At 68.5% G+C, this 19091-nt stretch carries 18 protein-coding genes; 17 read left to right on the forward strand and 1 reads right to left on the reverse strand.

Annotated elements, in window-relative coordinates; all coding sequences use genetic code 11:
* The first annotated feature begins 58 nt into the window (after positions 1 to 58).
* From ACETK8_RS02125 to ACETK8_RS02180, 12 genes are all read left to right on the forward strand, one after another.
* A complete protein-coding gene (locus ACETK8_RS02125; RefSeq protein ID WP_374037871.1) occupies positions 59 to 4978 on the forward strand; it encodes an NAD-glutamate dehydrogenase in 4920 nt (1639 codons plus the stop codon).
* Entirely contained in the window at positions 4978 to 5445 is a 468-nt protein-coding gene (locus tag ACETK8_RS02130; RefSeq protein WP_374037872.1) for a universal stress protein, read from the forward strand. Before ACETK8_RS02125 ends, ACETK8_RS02130 begins: the two co-directional genes overlap by 1 nt.
* A 404-nt stretch (positions 5446 to 5849) precedes the next feature.
* On the forward strand, positions 5850 to 6407 hold the full coding sequence (locus ACETK8_RS02135) for a NifU family protein (protein ID WP_374037873.1): 558 nt from the start codon (positions 5850 to 5852) through the stop codon (positions 6405 to 6407).
* Between the two features lie 4 nt (positions 6408 to 6411).
* On the forward strand, positions 6412 to 7152 hold the full coding sequence (gene tsaB / locus ACETK8_RS02140; RefSeq protein ID WP_374037874.1) for a tRNA (adenosine(37)-N6)-threonylcarbamoyltransferase complex dimerization subunit type 1 TsaB: 741 nt from the start codon (positions 6412 to 6414) through the stop codon (positions 7150 to 7152).
* On the forward strand, positions 7149 to 7571 hold the full coding sequence (locus ACETK8_RS02145; RefSeq protein ID WP_374037875.1) for a GNAT family N-acetyltransferase: 423 nt from the start codon (positions 7149 to 7151) through the stop codon (positions 7569 to 7571). The genes tsaB and ACETK8_RS02145 overlap by 4 nt, the downstream gene beginning before the upstream one ends.
* Positions 7572 to 7614: 43 nt before the next feature.
* Positions 7615 to 8082: a Fur family transcriptional regulator gene (locus tag ACETK8_RS02150; RefSeq protein WP_374037876.1), complete on the forward strand. Its 468-nt coding sequence runs from the start codon at positions 7615 to 7617 to the stop codon at positions 8080 to 8082.
* A gap of 41 nt (positions 8083 to 8123) precedes the next feature.
* Complete coding sequence (gene miaB, locus ACETK8_RS02155) at positions 8124 to 9521, forward strand: tRNA (N6-isopentenyl adenosine(37)-C2)-methylthiotransferase MiaB (protein WP_374037877.1); 1398 nt, start codon at positions 8124 to 8126, stop codon at positions 9519 to 9521.
* Positions 9511 to 10500, forward strand: coding sequence for a PhoH family protein (locus ACETK8_RS02160; RefSeq protein ID WP_374037878.1), 990 nt, complete (start codon positions 9511 to 9513; stop codon positions 10498 to 10500). Before miaB ends, ACETK8_RS02160 begins: the two co-directional genes overlap by 11 nt.
* On the forward strand, positions 10497 to 10958 hold the full coding sequence (ybeY, locus tag ACETK8_RS02165) for an rRNA maturation RNase YbeY (protein ID WP_374037879.1): 462 nt from the start codon (positions 10497 to 10499) through the stop codon (positions 10956 to 10958). Before ACETK8_RS02160 ends, ybeY begins: the two co-directional genes overlap by 4 nt.
* Entirely contained in the window at positions 10948 to 12543 is a 1596-nt protein-coding gene (gene lnt, locus ACETK8_RS02170) for an apolipoprotein N-acyltransferase (RefSeq protein ID WP_374037880.1), read from the forward strand. Before ybeY ends, lnt begins: the two co-directional genes overlap by 11 nt.
* Complete coding sequence (locus ACETK8_RS02175; RefSeq protein ID WP_374037881.1) at positions 12540 to 12989, forward strand: helix-turn-helix domain-containing protein; 450 nt, start codon at positions 12540 to 12542, stop codon at positions 12987 to 12989. The genes lnt and ACETK8_RS02175 overlap by 4 nt, the downstream gene beginning before the upstream one ends.
* 94 nt (positions 12990 to 13083) lie before the next feature.
* Complete coding sequence (locus tag ACETK8_RS02180) at positions 13084 to 13497, forward strand: helix-turn-helix domain-containing protein (protein ID WP_374037882.1); 414 nt, start codon at positions 13084 to 13086, stop codon at positions 13495 to 13497.
* Positions 13498 to 13821: 324 nt separating this feature from the next.
* Here the strand turns inward: ACETK8_RS02180 and ACETK8_RS02185 are convergent, their stop codons facing one another.
* On the reverse strand, positions 13822 to 14310 hold the full coding sequence (locus ACETK8_RS02185; protein ID WP_374037883.1) for an S-type pyocin family protein: 489 nt from the start codon (positions 14308 to 14310) through the stop codon (positions 13822 to 13824).
* A gap of 122 nt (positions 14311 to 14432) precedes the next feature.
* Between ACETK8_RS02185 and coaBC the strand changes: the two genes are divergently transcribed.
* From coaBC to nusA, 5 genes are all read left to right on the forward strand, one after another.
* A complete protein-coding gene (coaBC, locus tag ACETK8_RS02190; RefSeq protein WP_374037884.1) occupies positions 14433 to 15662 on the forward strand; it encodes a bifunctional phosphopantothenoylcysteine decarboxylase/phosphopantothenate--cysteine ligase CoaBC in 1230 nt (409 codons plus the stop codon).
* An 8-nt stretch (positions 15663 to 15670) separates the two neighbouring features.
* Positions 15671 to 16120, forward strand: coding sequence for a dUTP diphosphatase (gene dut, locus ACETK8_RS02195; RefSeq protein ID WP_374037885.1), 450 nt, complete (start codon positions 15671 to 15673; stop codon positions 16118 to 16120).
* Between the two features lie 81 nt (positions 16121 to 16201).
* Positions 16202 to 16567, forward strand: coding sequence for a hypothetical protein (locus tag ACETK8_RS02200; RefSeq protein WP_374037886.1), 366 nt, complete (start codon positions 16202 to 16204; stop codon positions 16565 to 16567).
* Between the two features lie 186 nt (positions 16568 to 16753).
* Positions 16754 to 17347 (forward strand): ribosome maturation factor RimP, encoded by a 594-nt coding sequence (rimP, locus tag ACETK8_RS02205; RefSeq protein WP_374037887.1) that lies wholly within the window; start codon positions 16754 to 16756, stop codon positions 17345 to 17347.
* Entirely contained in the window at positions 17347 to 19089 is a 1743-nt protein-coding gene (gene nusA, locus ACETK8_RS02210) for a transcription termination factor NusA (RefSeq protein ID WP_374037888.1), read from the forward strand. Before rimP ends, nusA begins: the two co-directional genes overlap by 1 nt.
* The last annotated feature ends 2 nt before the right edge of the window (positions 19090 to 19091 follow it).

Below are 19091 nucleotides of genomic sequence, written 5' to 3' on the forward strand. Positions count from 1 at the left end.
GCGATAGCGTCCGGTCCAGATCCCGGCGGCCCCGGCCGCGCCTTTCGAGACCCTGCCCATGTCCGGCGACCTCCGCTCCTCGTCCCAGCCCTCCAGTCCGGAGGCGCTGCAAAAGGCTTTCGCGGGGGCGATGGGAGGCGGCGGCGGGTCGGGCGAGCTGGAACAGTCCTTCGTCGCCCAGGCCTTCGAGGACTATGCCGAGGACGAAACCCCGGAACTGGCGCTCGGCGACGTGGGCTCGGTCCTGGCCGACGCCTGGCGCTGGGCCGAACGGCGCAATCCGGGCGAGACCCGCGTCTCGGTCGAACCCCTGGCCGCCTCGGGCCGCCAGACCCCCTATGACGTTCTTCGCATCGTCCAGGACGACGGCCCCTTCCTGGTCGACAGCGTCATGGGCGAGCTGGCCGACACCGGCGTCACGGTTCGCGCCCTCTTCCACCCCGTCTTGAAACTGGCCCGCCAGGCGGACGGATCGCGCAAGGCCGCCGCCGACGCGCGCGAATCCCTGATCGTCCTGGTCATCGACCCCCTGCCGCCCGAGCGGCGCGAGGCCCTGACGGCCGGCGTCGAACAGACCCTGGCCGATGTCCACACCGCCGTCGCCGACTATCCGGCCATGAACGAGCTGATGGCCCGGTCCATCGCCCACCTCGAGGCCTGCCCCGGCGGCATCGACCCGGAGATCGTGGCCGAGAACCTGGCCTTCCTGCGCTCGCTCAACGACGACGCCTTCGTCTTCCTCGGCGCCCGCGACTACGACTATCCGCGCACCCAGGACGGCGGCTATGCGGCCGAGGCCCCGCTGGACCAGTCGGGCGCCGGCATCGGCGTCCTGCGCGACCCGGAGCGCACCGTGCTGCGTCGCTCCTCCGAGCCGGCCGTCCTGACCGCCCAGATGAAGCGCCAGATCGACCTGTCGGACCCGGTCACCGTGGCCAAGGCGAACCTCAGAAGCCGCGTCCACCGCCGGGCTTACATGGACTACGTCGGGGTCAAACGGTACGGCGACGACGGCCGTCCGTCGGGCGAGACCCGGTTCGTGGGCCTGTTCACCGCCGAGGCCTACGACCGTCCGCCGTCCCAGGTGCCCCTGATCCGTCGCAAGGTCGCCAACGTCCTGGCCCGCGCCGGCAAGGCGCCCGGCTCGCACAACGAGAAGCGGCTGAAGAACATCCTGGAGAACTATCCCCGGGACGAGCTCTTCCAGATCACCGAGGACGAGCTGCTGGAAACGGCGCTCGGCATCCTGCACCTCTACGACCGTCCCCGGATCAAGACCTTCACGCGCAAGGACCCGTTCGACCGGTTCGTCTCGGTCCTGGCCTTCGTGCCGCGCGAGCGGTTCGACGCCGGCGTCCGCGAGCGGATCGGCCGCATCCTCGCCCGCGCCTGGGGCGGTCGCCTGTCCGCCTGGTATCCCCAGCTGTCGGACGCGCCTCTGGTCCGCATCCACTACATCATCGGGGTGACGCCCGGCGAACACCAGACGCCGGACGTCCGCACCCTGGACGCCGAGATCATCGAGACGGGCCGCAGCTGGGTCGACCGCTTCGAGAGCGCGCTCCGCGCCGCCGACATCGACGACAGCCAGATCGGCGCCATGAGCGCCCGCTGGGCCGAGGCCTTCGGTCCCGGCTATCGCGAACACTATGACGCCGCCGAAGCCGTCACGGACCTGGAGGAGCTCGACCGGCTGAACGCGACCGGAGAGGTCGGCGAGGGCGAACCGGTGGCGGTGCGCGCCTTCCGCGCGCCGAGCGACAGCCCGCTGCAGTTCCGCTTCAAACTCTACCGTCGCGGGAGCCCCGTGCCCCTGTCCGACGTCCTGCCGATCCTGGCTGACATGGGCCTGAAGACGCTGGAGGAGTTCAACCACACCATCCGCCCGGCCGCGCATTCGGGCACGACTGCGGAGTTCCACGTCCACGAGTTCCTGATGGAGGATCCGCGCGGCGCGGCCCTGGCCTTCGGCGACATCAAGGCCCCGTTCGAGGCGGCCTTCTTCGCCGTCTGGAACGGCCAGACCGAAAGCGACGGCTTCAACCGTCTGGTGCTGGAACTGGGCGTCAGCTGGCGCGAAGCGGCCCTGATCCGCACCCTCGCCCGCTATCGCCAGCAGACGGGGCTGGATCCGTCCCAGGCCGTGCAGGAAGAGGCCCTGCGCGACTATCCCGCCATCGCGCGCGGTCTGCTCAGCCTGTTCGCCTGCAAATTCGATCCGGCGCATGGCGGAAGCTACGAAGAGCGCGAACCCCAGGTCGCCGAGCTGACCGACAAGATCACCGCCCTCCTGATGGAGGTGAAGTCGCTGGACCACGACCGGGCCCTGCGTCGCATGGCCGCCCTGATCGGGGCGATCAAACGCTCGAACTACTACCAGACGACGCCCAAGCAGGACGGGGGCGACGGCGGCTTCAAGCCCCACATCTCGATCAAGATCGCGTCCCGCGAACTCGAGGACCTGCCCCTGCCCAAGCCCTATCGCGAGATCTTCGTCTGGGCCCCGCACATCGAGGGCGTCCACCTGCGCTTCGGCCCGGTGGCGCGCGGCGGCCTGCGCTGGTCGGACCGTCGCGACGACTTCCGCACCGAGGTCCTGGGTCTGGTGAAGGCCCAGCAGGTCAAGAACGCCGTCATCGTGCCCGTCGGCTCCAAGGGCGGCTTCTTCCCGAAATTCCTGGCCGGCATGGTCCGCGCCGGGGCCGACCGCGACGCCCAGCAGGCCGAGGCCATCCGCGCCTACAAGACCTTCCTGTCCGGCCTTCTGGACATCACCGACAACATCTCGGCCGACGGCGGCGTGATCCGTCCGGCCAATGTGGTGCCGTTCGAGGGTGACGACCCCTATCTGGTCGTGGCCGCCGACAAGGGCACGGCGACCTTCTCCGACATCGCCAACGGGGTCTCGGCCGACTACGGCTTCTGGCTGGACGACGCCTTCGCCTCCGGCGGTTCGGTCGGCTACGACCACAAGGCCATGGGCATCACCGCCCGCGGCGCCTGGGAGGCGGTCAAGCGCCACTTCCGCGAGATCGGCAAGGACATCCAGACCGAACCCTTCACCGTCGTCGGCGTCGGCGACATGTCGGGCGACGTCTTCGGCAACGGCCTTCTGCTGTCCAAGGCCTCCAAACTGGTCGCCGCCTTCGACCACCGCGACATCTTCATCGACCCGACCCCGGAACCGGCTTCGTCGTGGGAAGAGCGGAACCGCCTGTTCCAGCTGCCGCGCTCGTCCTGGCAGGACTACGACAAGTCGAAGATCTCGACAGGCGGCGGCGTCTTCTCCCGCTCGGCCAAGTCGATCGAACTGACGCCGGAAATCCGCGCCGCGCTCGACATCACCGACACGGCCCTCGACCCCGTCAGCCTGATCCGCGCCATCCTGAAGGCGCCGACCGAGCTGCTCTACCTCGGCGGCATCGGCACCTATGTGAAGTCGGCGGCCGAGACCGACGCCCAGGTCGGCGACAAGGGCACCGACGCGCTCCGCATCAACGCCGACGAACTGCGCGTCAAGGTCGTGGGGGAGGGGGCCAACCTCGGCCTCACCCAGGCGGGCCGGATCGCGTTTGCGGCCAACGGTGGCCGGATCAACACCGACGCCATCGACAACTCCGCCGGCGTCGACACCTCCGACCACGAGGTCAACATCAAGATCCTGATCGGCGCCGCCGTCGCCCAGGGGGCCCTGCCTCTGGAGAAGCGCGTGCCGCTGCTGGCCTCGATGACGGAAGAGGTCGGTCTCAAGGTGTTGGCCCACAACTACGACCAGACCCTGGCCCTGACCCTGCAACAGGCCGAAGGTTCGGCCGCGCTCGACGTCCAGTCGCGCTTCATGCAGTCCCTGACCGCGCGCGGCAAACTGGACCGCAAGGTCGAGGGCCTGCCCGGCGACCTCCGCATCGGCGAGATGAAGACCGCCGGCCTGGCCCTGACCCGTCCGGAACTGGCCGTCCTCATGGCCTATTCCAAGCTGGAACTGGCCGACGAGATCGTGGCCTCCAGGGCGCCCGAGGATCCCTTCTTCGAAGAGACCCTGGTCCGCTACTTCCCCGGACCCCTGGCCAGGTTCGAGAAGCAGATGCAGGGCCACCGGCTGCGGCGCGAGATCGTGGCCACCGTCCTCTGCAACGAGATCGTCAACATGACGGGCCCGACCTTCCCCGACCGTCTGCGGGCGGCGGCGGGTTGCGACACCACCGCCCTGGTCATCGCCTTCGAGGCCGCGCGTCGCGTCTTCCGCCTCGACGAGGCCTGGGATGCGGTCAATGCGCTGGACCTCAAGGTCCCGGCCGAGACCCAGACGGCCCTCTACACCGAAATCTCCACCGTCCTGCGGCGTCAGACCTTCTGGCTGGCCCGTCGCGCGGGCCGCGAGGGGGCGACGGTCCAGGGGCTGATCGAGGCCTATCGTCCGGCCGCCGATGCCCTGCGCGCCGCCGGGGGCGACGTCCTTTCGCAGTTCGAACAGGGCCGTCTGGCCGACAGGCTCAAGACCTTCGCCGACATGGGGGTGGGTGAGGATCTGGCCCAGACCGTCTCCATGCTGCGTCCCCTGGTCGCCACCGCCGACATCGGCGATCTGGCGAAAGAGGCCGGCTGGTCCGAACCCCGGATGGCCCGCCTGTACCACCAGGTCGGCGCCGCCTTCGACTTCGACCGTCTGCGCGCCGCCGCCGGCGCCGTGCCGTCGGGCGATCATTTCGACCGTCTGGCCGTGCGTCGTCTGATCGAGGACCTGATGAGCGAACAGGTCGCCCTGACCCGCGCGGTGGCCAAGGCCTCCGACCCGGCCGTGGGCGACACCGAGGCGACCGCCGAGGCCGCCGTCGACGCCTGGATCGGGCCGCGTCTGGAGATCGTCGAGGGCGTTCGCGCCGCCGTGGACGAGATCGAGGCCTCGGGCACGGGCTGGACTTTCGCCAAACTGACCATCGCCAACGGTCAGATCCGCCAGGTCGCAGGGGCGCTCTGATGCCCCGGAAGTTCCTCGTCGTCGTCGATGACAGCCCCGAGTTCGAGGCGGCCCTGCGCTATGCCTCGCGCCGGGCGCGGTCGACCGGCGGCCGGGTGGCCCTCCTCCGGATCATCCCCGGCGGCTCGGACGAGCACTGGGCCGGGGTGCGCGAGGAAATCCAGCGTCAGCAGCGGGCCGAGGCCGAACAGCTGCTGAACCGCCTGGGCGAGGAGGCCCAGGAGCGTTCGGGCGCCCAGCCCATCTTTCTGATCGAGGAGGGCGAACCCCAGGGCGCCATTCGCAAGGTCGTCGGCGAGGACCCCGAGATCAAGATTCTGGTCCTGGCCGCCGGCGCCGGCGGACGCGGACCGGGGCCCCTGGTTTCCGCCGTCCTCAAACAGGGCGCGGCCTTCGGGGGGCGGAAGCTCCCCGTCACCATCGTCCCCGGCGAACTCACCGACGCCGAGATCGAGGATCTGGCGTAACCCCTTTCCCTTCTCCCCTTGCGGGAGAAGGTGGCGGGCGAAGCCCGACGGATGAGGGGTACGAGGACGCAGACGAGATGAATGGATCAGGCGGCTCACCGGACAAACCGGGAGTCACCCCTCATCCGACCTCGCTGCGCTCGGCCACCTTCTCCCGCAAGGGGAGAAGGGGCGTTGTTGGCGTAACCCCCGCCAAATCTCCCTTAAAAATCAACGCTCCGCCCGAAAACGCAGCTCTATTCTTAACGTCCCCGAAAACCGTGAGACACTGTCTCCGGTCTTTCCCATCGTCCGCACCTCCCGCCCCCATCCGAACGCTTCGGACTCTTCGGACGCTTCGGACGGTGTTTTGGAGTCCGGATCCCGCCCTTGCGATCCGCCGCCCCTGAGCGCATCTCCCGCCCATGTTCATCCAGACCGAACCGACCCCGAACCCGAACGCCCTGAAATTCCTGCCCGGACGCGACGTCGCGCCCGCCGGTTCGCGCGAGTTCCTGTCGATCGACCAGGCGACGGCTTCGCCCCTGGCCGAGGCCCTGTTCACCCTGGAGGACGTCTCCGGCGTCTTCTTCGGCGCCGACTACGTCTCGGTCACCAAGGCCGAGCACGGCCGCGACTGGTCGGAGATGAAGCCCGAGATCCTGTCGGTCATCATGGACCATTTCGTCTCGGGCGCGCCCCTGCTGCGCGAAGGCGAGGCCGGCGCCGAAGATGCGACCGAGGACTCCGAGATCGTCGCCGAGATCAAATCCCTGCTCGACAGCCGCATCCGCCCGGCCGTGGCCCAGGACGGCGGCGACATCCTGTTCGACGCCTTCGACGAGGAAAGCGGCGTTCTGAAGCTGCGCATGCGCGGCGCCTGCGCCGGCTGCCCGTCGTCCGCCATGACCCTGAAGGCCGGGGTCGAGCAGATGATGAAACACTACGTCCCCGAGGTGACCAGCGTCGAACAGGTGATCTGACCCCATGCGGGTCCTGGTCATCGACACCGCGCTGGACGCCTGCACCGCCGCCGTCTTCGAGGACGGCCGGGCGCTGGGCGTTCGCACCGAACTCATGGCGCGCGGCCATTCCGAGCGTCTGGGCGGCTTCGTCCGCGACGCCGTCGCCGAGGCCGGCGGCGGGTTCCAGTCCCTCGACCGCATCGGCGTCACCGTAGGCCCGGGCTCCTTCACGGGCCTCCGCGTCGGTCTCGCCTTCGCGCAAGGTTTGGGCGCGGCGCTCGATCTACCGGTGGTCGGAATTTCGACGCTGGAGGCCCTGGCGCGGTCCAAGGAGGTTCAGTCCAGCGACCTCGGAGTTCTGGCCGCCATCGACGCCCGGCGAGGCCAGATTTATTTCCAGAGCTTCCATGGTGATCGGGCGGATGCGCCTCCCGAAGCTCTGGATGTCGACGAGGCCTGCCGCCGTTTTTTGAAGCCGCGTAGCTTCTCCTGGTCACTTGTTGGCAGCGGCGCACCCCTGATCGCTGAGGCCTTGTCTCGTCACTGGCCCGAGACGAACCCTCGATCGGCAAAGGATGAGCCTTTTTCCTCGGAGGCTCTTACGAGCTTGATCCGTAACCCCACGGTGGAGGCACTCGCGGCCCTGACGGCGGCCCACGACCCTGCGACCCATCCGCCCACCCCCCTCTATCTGCGCGCTCCCGACGCGACCCCGCCGACCCGTCTGCCCGGTCAGGCCCGCCCCGCCGCCGTCGGCGCATGACGGCCGAAACCGAGCTGGCCCAGGCCCTGGCGGCCCTCCACGCCGAGGCCTTCGACGCGCCCTGGTCGGCCGAGGCCTTCGCCGACCTCCTGACCCAGACCGGCGTGGTTTTGGAGGGCGGCAATGACGGCTTCATCCTGATCCGCGCCGTGGCCGACGAAGCGGAGATCCTGACCCTCGCGGTCCGCCCCTCCGCCCGCCGGCAGGGTCTGGGCGGTCGTCTGGTCGGAGCGGCGAGCCAGCGGGCCGCCGCCCTCGGCGCGACCCGCCTGTTCCTGGAGGTCGCCGAGGACAACGCCCCGGCGCGCGGCCTCTACGGCTCGCTCGGCTTCGAGGCGGCGGGACGGCGGCGGCGCTATTATCCGCGTGCGGACGGCCCGGCGGCCGACGCCCTCATTCTTGTTCTCAGCCTTGGCTGAACCGGCTTCCCAGAGGCGGATCGCGCCTCTATCTTCACCGTCCATGGACCGGATCGAAAAACTCTGCGCCGAGCGCGGCATGCGTATGACCGAACAGCGCCGGGTGATCGCCCGCGTTCTGGGCAGCGCCGAGGACCACCCCGACGTGGAGGAGCTGTACCGCCGCGCCTCCGCCATCGACCCGCATATCTCGATCGCCACCGTCTACCGCACCGTGCGCCTGTTCGAGGAAGCCGGCGTGGTCGAGAAGCACGACTTCGGCGACGGCCGCAGCCGCTATGAAGAGGCCGGCGACGACCACCACGACCACCTGATCGACACCAAGACCGGCGAGGTCATCGAGTTCTTCGACGCCGAGATTGAACGGCTGAAGACCGAGATCGCCAAACGTCTCGGCTTCGAACTGATCGGCCACAAGCTGGAGCTCTACGGCAAGCCCATCGAGGGCGCCGAGCCGTCGGAGCGCGAAGGCCTGATCTTCAACCGCAACGCCCACCGGCACGACCACTGAGCCGATTGGCGTCGGCGGGCCTGCGGGATTAGAAGGCCCGCATGTCCGATACATTGACCCTGCCCGAGGTCGAGACGGCCGCCGCCCCCGAGGGGACCAAGCGGCTGTTCATCAAGACCTACGGCTGCCAGATGAACGTCTATGACAGTGAGCGCATGGCCGATGTCCTGCGCCCGCTGGGCTACGCCACGACCGACAGCCCCGAGGGCGCCGACTTCGTCATCCTGAACACCTGCCACATCCGCGAGAAGGCTGGCGAGAAGATCTATTCCGAGCTCGGCAAGATCCGGCAGATGCGCGAGCGCAAGCTGGAGCGCGGCGAGGGCGGCATGACCATCGCCGTCGCCGGCTGCGTCGCCCAGGCCGAGGGCGAGGAGATCATGCTGCGCGCTCCGGCGGTCGACATCGTCGTCGGCCCCCAGGCCTATCACCAGCTGCCCGAGCTCCTGACCCGCACCGCACGGTCGCGCGGAGAGCGGATCGGCGCCGACTTCGCCCCCAACGAAAAGTTCGACGCCATGCCTGTGGCGCGCGGCGTGAAGGGCTTCACCGCCTTCCTGACGGTGCAGGAGGGATGCGACAAATTCTGCAGCTTCTGCGTCGTCCCCTATACGCGCGGCGCCGAATGGTCGCGGCCGGTCGCCGACGTGCTCGCCGAGGCGCGCGGACTGGCGGACCAGGGCGTCCGTGAGGTCACCTTGCTGGGCCAGAACGTCAACGCCTATGACGGAGAGGGACCGGACGGCACGGTCTGGACCCTGGCCAGACTGGCGCGGGCGCTGGCCGAGATCCCCGGTCTGGACCGCATCCGCTATACGACCAGCCACGCCAACGACATGTCGGACGACCTGATCGCGGCCCATGCCGAGCTGGACGCCCTGATGCCTTATCTGCACCTGCCGGTGCAGGCGGGGTCGGATCGGATCCTGCGCCTGATGAACAGGAAGCACGGGCGTCAGAAATACATCGACCTGATCGGCCGCATCCGCGAGGCGCGCCCCGATCTGGCGCTGGCCGGCGACATGATCGTCGGCTTCCCCGGCGAGACGGATCGGGAGTTCGAGGACACCATGGATCTGGTGCGTCAGGTCGACTACGCGGCCTGCTTCTCCTTCATGTATTCGCCCCGCCCGGGCACGCCCGCCGCCACCATGCCGGGCCAGATCCCGGCCGAGGTGATGAAGGAACGGCTGAAGGCGCTTCAGGACCTGCTGTTCGAACAGCAGGTCGCTTTCAACCAGGCCCAGGTCGGCAAGACGCTGAATGTCCTGTTCGAGCGCAAGGGCCGTCACGAGCTGCGGGCGCAGGGCATCGGCCGCTCCCCCTACCTGCAGTCCGTCCATGTCGATGGCGCGGATCATCTGCTCGGCCAGATCGTTCCGGTCCGGATCGAACAGGGCAACCAGAACAGTCTGAAAGGCAGCCTGATTGGCGCGTGAATCCGAATTCCTGGCGTTGGACGACAAGGCTCTGAGGGCCGTCATCGGTCCGAACAGCCGCCATGTCGCCCTGATCGAGGACGCCTTCAAGGTGCTGATCGAGGCGCCCGGCGGCGGGGTCTCGATCAACGGCGGGACGCGCGACCGGGCGAACGCCAGACAGGTGATCGAAGGTCTGGCCGCCCGCGTCGAAAAGGGCGCGGAGGTCAATGAGGCCGACGTGCGGGCCGGAATCGGCGCGGCGCGGACGGGCGTGACCGGCGGCGGGCGTCGGGTCGATCCCATGGCCCTGCCCATCGGCAAGCGCGGGGCGATCGTGCCCAAGACCGACGCCCAGGCGCGCTATCTGGATACGCTGGCCAACCACGAACTGACCTTCGGCGTCGGGCCGGCGGGGACGGGCAAGACCTTCCTGGCCGCCGCCTATGGGGCGTCCCTGCTCCGGCGCGGTCAGGTGGACCGGCTGGTCATCACCCGCCCGGCGGTCGAGGCGGGCGAGAAGCTGGGCTTCCTGCCGGGCGACCTGAACGAGAAGGTCGACCCCTATCTGGCTCCGATCTGGGAGGCGTTGAACGATATCCTCGGGGCCGAGGATGTGCAGCGTCGCCGCGACAAGGGAGAGATCGAGGCGGCGCCCATCGCCTTCATGCGCGGCCGGACCTTGAGCCACGCCTTCATCATCGTCGACGAGGCTCAGAACACCAGCCGCCTGCAGATGAAGATGGTCCTGACCCGACTAGGGGAGGGCGCCCGGATGGTGGTGACCGGCGACCCGTCGCAGATCGACCTTTTGAACCCGCGCGATTCCGGTCTGGCCCACGCGCTGCGGATTCTGCGCGACGTGAAGGGGGTCGGGGTGCTGGAGTTCGCGGCTCAGGACGTGGTGCGTCACGCCATGGTCGAGCGGATCGTGCGCGCCTATGACGCCGACGCGGCCGCCGGGCGGCCTGCGCCCGATCTGGAAGACCCCGTCCAATGATCGAGGTCGAGATCGAGGCCGAGGACTGGACCGACGCCATCGAGGACGTCGAGGCGGTGGTGGAACGGGCGGCGGTCGCGGCCTTGGGCTCGCAGACGGGCGCGGTGGTCGTCCTGCTGACCGACGACGAGACGGTGCGCGATCTGAACGACCGGTTCCGGGGCAAGGACAAGCCGACCAACGTCCTGTCCTTCCCGGCGGCGGAGATGCCGGGCGTGGTCGGGGCGGCGCCTCTGGGCGACATCGTTCTGGCCTACGGCGTCTGTGCGCGGGAGGCCGGGGAACAGTCCAAGACCCTGGCCAGTCATCTGACCCATCTGGTGGTGCATGGCGTCCTGCATCTGCTGGGCCGGGATCACGAGGACGACGCCGAGGCCGAAGAGATGGAGGGCGAGGAGCGGGCGATCCTTGCCAGTCTGGGCGTCGAGGACCCATACATGCTGCCGAATGACTGCTGAGCTTCTTTCCAGATCGAGTGATGGGCTGAACCGGGCGCTCCATGGGCGATGGAGCCGCATCGGTCTGGCCCTGTTGGCGGGCGTGGCGACGGCGCTGGCGCATCCGCCGTTCGGCATCCTGCCGGGGCTGCTGGGCTATCCGCTGTTGATGCTGCTGGCCGAGCGGTCGGGGTCGGTGCGCGGCGCCTTCTGGATGGGGTGGCTGGCGGGCTTCGGCTATTTCGGTGTCGGCTGCTGGTGGGTGGCCGAGGCGTTTCTGGTCAACCCGGATCAGGCGTGGATGGCGCCGTTCGCGGGAAGCCTTCTGCCCGCCGGGATAGGCCTGTTCTGGGGCGCGGCCATGGCGCTCTATCGCCGGTTCGCGCCGGGGGGGCTGGTTCGAGTCCTGGTCTTCGCGGCATGCTTCGCTCTTCTGGAATGGCTGCGTGGCCATGTGCTGACGGGCTTTCCCTGGAATCCGGCGGGGGCCAGCTGGGCCGCAGGCTCGGCGGGGTCGCAGTTCGCCTCGGTGGTGGGGGTCTACGGCCTGGGCTTCGTGACGGTGGCGGCGGTGGCGGCCTTCGCGGTTCTGCTGGGGGATGAGACGCGGAAGGCCCGGGGCAGCGTGGCGCTAGGCGGAGTGGCGGTTCTGGCGGCCTTGGTGATCGGCGGGTCGATCCGGCTGGGCGGCGCCGAGGTTCGCAACACCGACACCCTGGTCCGTCTGGTCCAGCCCGATGTGGCGCAGGAATCGAAATGGACGCCGGAGGCCTATCAGTCGATCGTCGATCGCTATATCCGCCTGACGGCCCAGCCCGGTGCGGCCCGACCGGACGTGATCGTCTGGCCCGAGGGCGCCCTGCCGGCCAGTTTCAACGACGTGTTCGGCCCGACCTCGCCGGACGGTCCGGCCATCGCCAATGCGGTCCAGCCGGGCCAGACCCTGCTGATGGGGCTGGCGCGGGGCGAGGCCGGGCCGGACGGACGGGCGCGCTACTACAACAGCCTTTTCTCCCTGGCCGACGAAGGTCCAGCGGGGCTCAGGGTCACGGCGGTCTACGACAAATACCGGCTGGTGCCGTTCGGAGAGTTCATGCCGCTGGGCGGGTTGATGAGCGCCGTCGGCGTGCGCAGCCTGGTGCATATGCCGACGGATTTCAGTCCGGGCCCGCGTCCGGCGCCGATCGACCTGCCCAATGCGCCGAGGGTCCAGCCGCTGATCTGTTACGAGAGCCTGTATCCGGGGTTCACGCCGGGCGCGGGCGGGCGGCCGGAGTGGATCGTGAATGTGTCGAACGACGCCTGGTTCGGGGCGACCTCGGGGCCGATCCAGCATCTGAACCTGGCCAGCTATCGCGCCATCGAGACGGGTCTGCCGGTCGCGCGGGCGACCCCGACGGGGGTCTCGGTCATGATCGACCCCTGGGGGCGGGTGGTCGAGGGGGCGCGGCTGGGCTCGGGCGAGAGCGGGGTGGCCGACGTGCTGTTGCCGCAGCCGGTCGGTGTGACCCCCTATGGTCGGTTCGGCGACCTGTTCTTCTGGCTGATGGTGCTGGCCGGTCTGGCGCCGGTGGTCCTGTCTTACGTGCGGAGCCGCCGGGGGTGAACGCGCCGGGCAAGCCGCCGAGGAACTGGAGGACGCGACATATCGACGGCCCACTGGGGGCCAGGATCGTCGAGCTTCGGACCCTGGCCGGCCTGACCCGGACCCAGATGGCGGCACGGCTTGGCGTCTCGGTGGCCCAGTTGCAGCATGCGGAGGATGGCGAGAACCGCTTCAGCGCGCCGCAGATCTGGCAGATCTGCAGCATTCTGGGGGTCGAGGCAGCCGAAGTCTTCTCCGGTCTGCCGATTCACGTCGCCAAGAACCAAGATGTCGCAGCTGCGACGGATCGGGTAGGGTCCGGCGTTGAAGAGAATGGCTCGACCTGGGTCGGGCCCGATTTCGTCCGGCGAGACCTCCTCGCCCTGGCGAAAGCGGCGCGGCGGTTGACCCCGGATCAGGTCGAAGAGGCCATGAAAATCCTGAAGAGCATGAAACCGAAAGCGTGACTGTGGCGTAGTTAGTGTTCCAATTTAACAGGTGACAGCTTGGCCGGACGGGCGCATGTGCCTTCTGGTTAATTTCCAGGACCAAAGACGAGCAATGGTTAGAGGCGTCGGTGAGGACGGACCCCATCCGGTGGACCGTCATGTGGGTAGACGGGTGTGTGAGAAGCGTATCAGCCTCGGATACAACCAGAGCGATCTGGGCCGGGCCCTCGGCCTGACCTTCCAGCAGATCCAGAAATACGAGAAGGGCGCCAACCGCATCTCGGCGTCGAAGCTCTGGGACATCGCCCGCTTCTTCAAGGTCGACATCGGTTACTTCTTCCAGGGCCTGGGCGCACAGTCCGGCATGGCCGAGGGCGAAGCCGGCGTCGCCCCCTTCGATCACGACTTCCCGTCGACGCGCTACACCATCGAGATTTCGCGTCTGGCGCCGCAGCTCAGCAGCCGGCAGCAGAAGCTGGCGCTGGACATGATCCGCGAAATGGCCGGGAAACCCGACGAGGCCTGACGGCCTTCCGGTTGGCACGGTTTTCGAATTTCGAGTGCCAAAGTGCCAAAGTGCCAAGGCGCCACCTCCGGGCGGCGTCGGGGTTTGCACTGTTTCTGGAATTTCGAGTGCAGAACAGTGCAGGCGAGAGGCCGCGATATCCGCGGCGGCCGTCGGATCTCGCCGCCTCCTGACAGGGCGAAAGGGTGCCGACCGCTGAAAGACGCGGATCGGGCGAGCGGACGTGTCAAAGACCAGGGCCTGAGCTGGGGTGGCCCGAACGCCGGCGCAAGGCCTAAACAAGAATAAATTCTCTTTCGGCGATTTTGTCGCGCGCCGGCAGATCTAGTTCTGCGACCGCCTCTGACCGAAGGTCGGGGCGGCGGCCTTCTGTTCGGCCCAGTAGGTCGGGCCGTCGCTCGGTTTGAACATGGTCCGCGCCGTGCCGTCGCGCGCCACGACCGCGAAGGTGTTGGTCGAGGCCTGATAAAGCAGGGTGTCCCCGTTCGGGCGCGACACCCGCTCCACGTCCGACGGCGTCCGGGTGGTGAAGGCCGTGACCTTGTCCAGGAAATCCTCGGCCGAGCGGGCGTCGAAGTCGGCGCCGTTGCGCTGGTAGAGGCGCTGGATCTTCTCATCGACCGTCTCGCGTCGGTTGGCGGTGATGACCGCCTTCTCGGCCCGCCCCGCTTCCGTCGGCGTCGCGGCGGCCGCCGAGGAGACCAGTTCGACCTGACCCTCATCCGCCGTCCGGTCCCGCGTCTCGACCGCCGAATCCCCGTTGCCGCACGCCGCCAGCGTCAGAGCCGCCGTGAAGGCGACGCCCGTGCTCATCCAGACCCTCATCACACCCTCCAAGTGAAACCCGCACCATCACTTAGCCACAGGTTGTATGTTCCGACAATGTTCTTTTTCGTTCGCTCGACGCGGAACGCGGCGGCGGCTAGAGGAGCGACATGTCCAGCGCCGTCCTGACCAACCGGAAGATCCTGCTGATCGTGGGCGGCGGCATCGCGGCCTATAAGGCGCTGGAGCTGGTGCGGCTGCTGAAGAAATCGGGCTGTCAGGTGCAGGCCATCCTGACCCAGAGCGGGGCCGAGTTCGTGACGCCCCTGTCGCTGGCGGCCCTGACCGGCAATCCGGTGCGGATGGGGCTGTTCCACCCCGACGAAGAGACGGCCATGGGCCATATCGAGCTGTCGCGCTGGGCCGACCTGGTGGTCGTGGCGCCGGCGACGGCGGGGCTGATCGCCAAGGCGGCGAACGGGATGGCCGACGACCTGGCCTCCACGACGCTTCTGGCGACCGACAAGAAGACGCTGCTCGCCCCGGCGATGAATGTGCGGATGTGGCTGCATCCGGCGGTGCAGGCGAATGTCGCCCGGCTCAAGGGCTTCGACAGCTTCCACGGCATGGCGGCGGTGGGGCCCGACGAGGGCGAGATGGCCTGCGGCGAGTTCGGCCCCGGCCGGATGGCGGAACCGGCGGCGATCCTTTCGGCCATCGAGGGCCTGCTGGCCGGGCCGGACGGGCGGGAGCTGGCAGGGCGGAAGGCCGTGGTGACGGCGGGACCGACCTTCGAGCCGATCGACCCGGTGCGGGGCCTGACCAATCGCTCCAGCGGGAAACAGGGCTACGCCATCGCGGCGGCCCTGGCCGCGCGCGGCGCCGAGGTGACCCTGGTGTCCGGTCCGACCGGCCTGCCGGTCCCGGTCGGGGTGACCCGGATCGACGTCGAGACGGCGATGCAGATGAAGGCGGCGACCGAGGCCGCGCTTCCGGCCGATATCGCGGTGCTGTCCGCCGCCGTCGCCGACTGGCGCGTGGACACGGTCGCGGGCGGCAAGATCAAGAAGGCGCCGGGCGGGCCGCCGACCCTGGCCCTGATCGAGAACCCCGACATCCTGGCCGGCATCGCCAAGCCGGGTCCGAAGCGGCCGAAGCTGGTGATCGGCTTCGCGGCGGAGACGACCGATCTGGAGGCCAACGCCCGGTCGAAACTGTCGCGGAAGGGCTGCGACTGGATCGTCGGCAACGACGTCTCGGCCGATGTCTTCGGGGCGGACGGCAATACGGTGCTGCTGGTGACCCGGGACGGCGCCGACGCCTGGCCGCGCCTGACCAAGACCGAGGTCGCCGCGCGTCTGGCCGACCGCATCGCCGATCATTTCTCCCCGAAAGCCTGAGGCCCGCCTTGACCACGCTCCGTATCCTGCGCCTGCCCCATTCCGAGGGTCTGGCCCTGCCGGCCTATGAGACGCCGGGTTCGGCCGGAATGGACCTGAGGGCCGCCGTGCCGGAGGACGCGCCGATCACGCTTGAGCCCGGCCAACGGGTTCTGGTGCCGACGGGTCTGAAGATCGCCCTGGAACAGGGGTGGGAGGCGCAGATCCGGCCGCGCTCGGGTCTGGCGCTCAAGCACGGCATCTCGGCGCCGAACACGCCCGGCACGATCGACAGCGACTATCGCGGCGAGGTCGGGGTCATCCTGATCAACCTGGGTCAGGAGCCCTTCGTCATCAAACGCGGCGAGCGGATCGCCCAGATGGTCATCGCCGCCGTGGCCCAGGCGACGGTGGCCGAGGTCGACACTCTGGACGACACGGCGCGGGGCGCCGGCGGCTTCGGTTCGACCGGGCGATAAGGGCTCGCATCCATTTCCGGAAACCGGCGTTAACCCTGCCGACGGCCAAGCTGGGCCGCAGGAAAACACCGGAGCGATGTGATGGAAGAGTTCTTCGCCCAGCTGGGCAGTCTGCTGTCGGGCCTTCTGGCCCTGGCCGATAGCGGCTTCGACGGCGTGAACCAGGTGATCGGCCTGATCATCGCGGCCGTGTTCGGCCTGTTCCTGGTCGGATCGTGGCGCGGTCTGTGGTCGGGCGCGGTGGGGGCGGTGCTGGTCCACACCCTGGTCGAGGTGCTGCGTCCCGTGCTGGACGGCGGCGCCTTCGCCCTGCCGCCGCTGACCGAGCTCAGCTTCTGGATGACCCGGTTCGCCCTCTTCCTGGGCTACGCCATCGTCATCGCCGTCTTCTACTTCATCAAGACCCTGCTGGGCGGCGGACACCATCACCGGGCGCACGCGCACTGAGAGTCCGGGGGCGGGCGTTCGCGTCCGCCCCTTTTGTTTTGCGTCGGAGGGGTCTATATGGCCCCTCACATCGTTAGACCGGCGTCCAACGGCGTCGTTTCAAGCGGCGGCCGAGGAGGCCGACCGCTTTTATTTTTGTCCCAAGCCGACCTCCGGGCGGCGACACTTCAAAAAGACCCTGACCCTTTGCGCGCCAAGACCGTCGAAGACCGCGAAATCCTGGAGCTGATCGACCCCGTGGCGGAATCGATCGGTCTGGACATCGTGCGCGTGCGCCTGATGGGCGGGACCCTGCGTCGTCGGCTTCAGGTCATGGCCGAGCGTCCCAGTGACAACGACATCGATGTCGGCGAGTGCGCGCGCCTGAGCCGCGCCATGTCCGAGGTGCTGGACGCCGCCGACCCGATCGCCGGCGAATACCTGCTGGAGGTCTCGTCGCCCGGCATCGACCGGCCCCTGACGCGGCTCAAGGATTTCGACCTGTTCGAGGGTCTGGAGGCGCGTCTGGAAACCGACCGGATGGTCGAGGGCCGCAAACGCTTCAAGGGCATCGTCGCGGGCACCGACGGCGACAGCATCGCCATCGACCTGGACGGCGAGGACGACACCGCCCTGATCCCCTTCGACTGGCTGGTGGACGCCAAGCTGGTCATGAACGACGCCCTTCTGAAGCGCGGGGCCGCGATCCGCGCCGCGCGGGGCGAACCCGAAGACGACGGGCTCCCTGACGGGGCTCCCGAAGACAAGACAAACACCAAGACCACTGAGGACGACGCCTGATGGCCGTGACCGGTATTTCCGCCAATCGCCTGGAACTGCTCCAGATCGCCAATGCGGTCGCCCAGGAAAAGAACATCGACCGCGAGATCGTGATCGAGGCCCTGGAAGAAGCCATCCAGAAGGGCGCCAAGTCGCGCTACGGCGCCCATCACGACATCCGCGCCAAGATCGATCCGAAGACGGGCGAGCTGGCCCTGACCCGTCACGTCACCATCGTCGAGGACGACTGGATGCCGGAAGACGAGCTGGAAGAGTTCAACGACTCGGCCATGGTTCGCCTGAACGACGCCTCCAAGCGCGACCCGGAAGCCGTGGTCGGCAAGGAATATATCGAAGAGCTGCCGCCGTTCGAGTTCGGCCGCGTCCAGACCCAGATGGCCCGCCAGGTCATCACCGGTAAGGTCCGCGAGGCCGAGCGCGCCAACCAGTACGAAGAGTTCAAGGACCGCGTCGGCGAGATCGTCAACGGCACCGTCAAGCGCGTCGAATACGGCAACACCATCGTCGACCTGGGCCGTGGCGAAGGCATCATGCGCCGCGACCAGTCGATCCCGCGCGAGGTGTTCAACATCGGCGACCGGATCCGCACCTACATCTACGACGTCCGTCCCGAGGCCAAGGGCCCGCAGATCATGCTGTCGCGGGCTCACCCCGGCTTCATGGCCAAGCTGTTCGCCCAGGAAGTGCCCGAGGTCTACGACGGCGTGATCGAGATCCGCGCCGCCGCCCGCGACGCCGGTTCGCGCGCCAAGATGGCCGTCCTGTCGAACGACAGCTCCATCGACCCGGTCGGCGCCTGCGTCGGCATGCGCGGCTCGCGCGTCCAGGCGGTCGTGGCCGAGCTGCAGGGCGAGAAGATCGACATCATCCAGTGGAACCCGGATGAGCCGACCTTCATCGTGAACGCCCTGGCTCCGGCCGAAGTCTCCAAGGTCGTGCTCGACGAAGAAGCCGACCGCGTCGAGGTCGTCGTGCCGGACGAACAGCTGTCGCTGGCCATCGGCCGTCGTGGCCAGAACGTGCGCCTCGCCTCGCAACTGACCGGCTGGCAGATCGACATCATCACCGAGAGCCAGGATTCCGAGCGTCGCCAGCGCGAGTTCTCCGAGCGCACCGCCCTGTTCCAGGAAGCCCTGGACGTGGACGAGGTCATCGCCCAGCTGCTGGTCACCGAAGGCTTCGCCACGGTGGAAGACCTGGCCTTCGTGGAATCCTACGAAGTCGCCGAGATCGAGGGCTTCGACGAGGAGACCGCCGACGAGCTGCAGACCCGCGCCCGCGAGTATCTGGACCGCAAGGCCGCCGAGCTGGACGCCAAGCGCATCGAACTGGGCGTCGAGGACGAGGTCCTGTCGGTTCCGGGCGTGACCGGCGCCATCGCCGTCGCCCTGGGCGAAGGCGGGGTGAAGACGGTCGAGGATCTGGCCGACCTGGCCACCGACGAGATCCGCGGCGGCTATGAGATGAAGAACGGCGAGCGGGTGAAGGTCCCGGGCGTTCTGGAAGCCTTCAACCTGGCCCAGGAAGAGGCCGAACTGCTGATCCTGCAGGCCCGCGTGGCCGCCGGCTGGATCGACGCTTCGGAACTGCCGCAGCCCGAGCCGGAATACGAGGAAGAGTACGCCGAGGGCGAATACGACCCCGAGGCCGTGTTCGACGCCGCCCCTGAGGGCGACGAAGCCGAAGTCGCCGCCGATGACGCCGGGGTCGAAGACGACCTCGAGCCGACCCGCGACGCGTGATG

Origin of the sequence: Brevundimonas staleyi (assembly GCF_041893865.1) — a bacterium.
In the GTDB taxonomy this organism is placed as follows: Bacteria; Pseudomonadota; Alphaproteobacteria; order Caulobacterales; family Caulobacteraceae; genus Brevundimonas; species Brevundimonas staleyi.

What these genes read in the sequence shown, in the direction of transcription:
- ACETK8_RS02125 (WP_374037871.1), top strand. Translation starts at nt 59, where the DNA reads ATGTCCGGCGACCTCCGCTCCTCGTCCCAGCCCTCCAGTCCGGAGGCG.
- ACETK8_RS02130 (WP_374037872.1), top strand. Translation starts at nt 4,978, where the DNA reads ATGCCCCGGAAGTTCCTCGTCGTCGTCGATGACAGCCCCGAGTTCGAG.
- ACETK8_RS02135 (WP_374037873.1), top strand. Translation starts at nt 5,850, where the DNA reads ATGTTCATCCAGACCGAACCGACCCCGAACCCGAACGCCCTGAAATTC.
- tsaB (WP_374037874.1), top strand. Translation starts at nt 6,412, where the DNA reads ATGCGGGTCCTGGTCATCGACACCGCGCTGGACGCCTGCACCGCCGCC.
- ACETK8_RS02145 (WP_374037875.1), top strand. Translation starts at nt 7,149, where the DNA reads ATGACGGCCGAAACCGAGCTGGCCCAGGCCCTGGCGGCCCTCCACGCC.
- ACETK8_RS02150 (WP_374037876.1), top strand. Translation starts at nt 7,615, where the DNA reads ATGGACCGGATCGAAAAACTCTGCGCCGAGCGCGGCATGCGTATGACC.
- miaB (WP_374037877.1), top strand. Translation starts at nt 8,124, where the DNA reads ATGTCCGATACATTGACCCTGCCCGAGGTCGAGACGGCCGCCGCCCCC.
- ybeY (WP_374037879.1), top strand. Translation starts at nt 10,497, where the DNA reads ATGATCGAGGTCGAGATCGAGGCCGAGGACTGGACCGACGCCATCGAG.
- lnt (WP_374037880.1), top strand. Translation starts at nt 10,948, where the DNA reads ATGACTGCTGAGCTTCTTTCCAGATCGAGTGATGGGCTGAACCGGGCG.
- ACETK8_RS02180 (WP_374037882.1), top strand. Translation starts at nt 13,084, where the DNA reads ATGGTTAGAGGCGTCGGTGAGGACGGACCCCATCCGGTGGACCGTCAT.
- ACETK8_RS02185 (WP_374037883.1), bottom strand. Translation starts at nt 14,310, where the DNA reads ATGAGCACGGGCGTCGCCTTCACGGCGGCTCTGACGCTGGCGGCGTGC.
- coaBC (WP_374037884.1), top strand. Translation starts at nt 14,433, where the DNA reads ATGTCCAGCGCCGTCCTGACCAACCGGAAGATCCTGCTGATCGTGGGC.
- ACETK8_RS02200 (WP_374037886.1), top strand. Translation starts at nt 16,202, where the DNA reads ATGGAAGAGTTCTTCGCCCAGCTGGGCAGTCTGCTGTCGGGCCTTCTG.
- nusA (WP_374037888.1), top strand. Translation starts at nt 17,347, where the DNA reads ATGGCCGTGACCGGTATTTCCGCCAATCGCCTGGAACTGCTCCAGATC.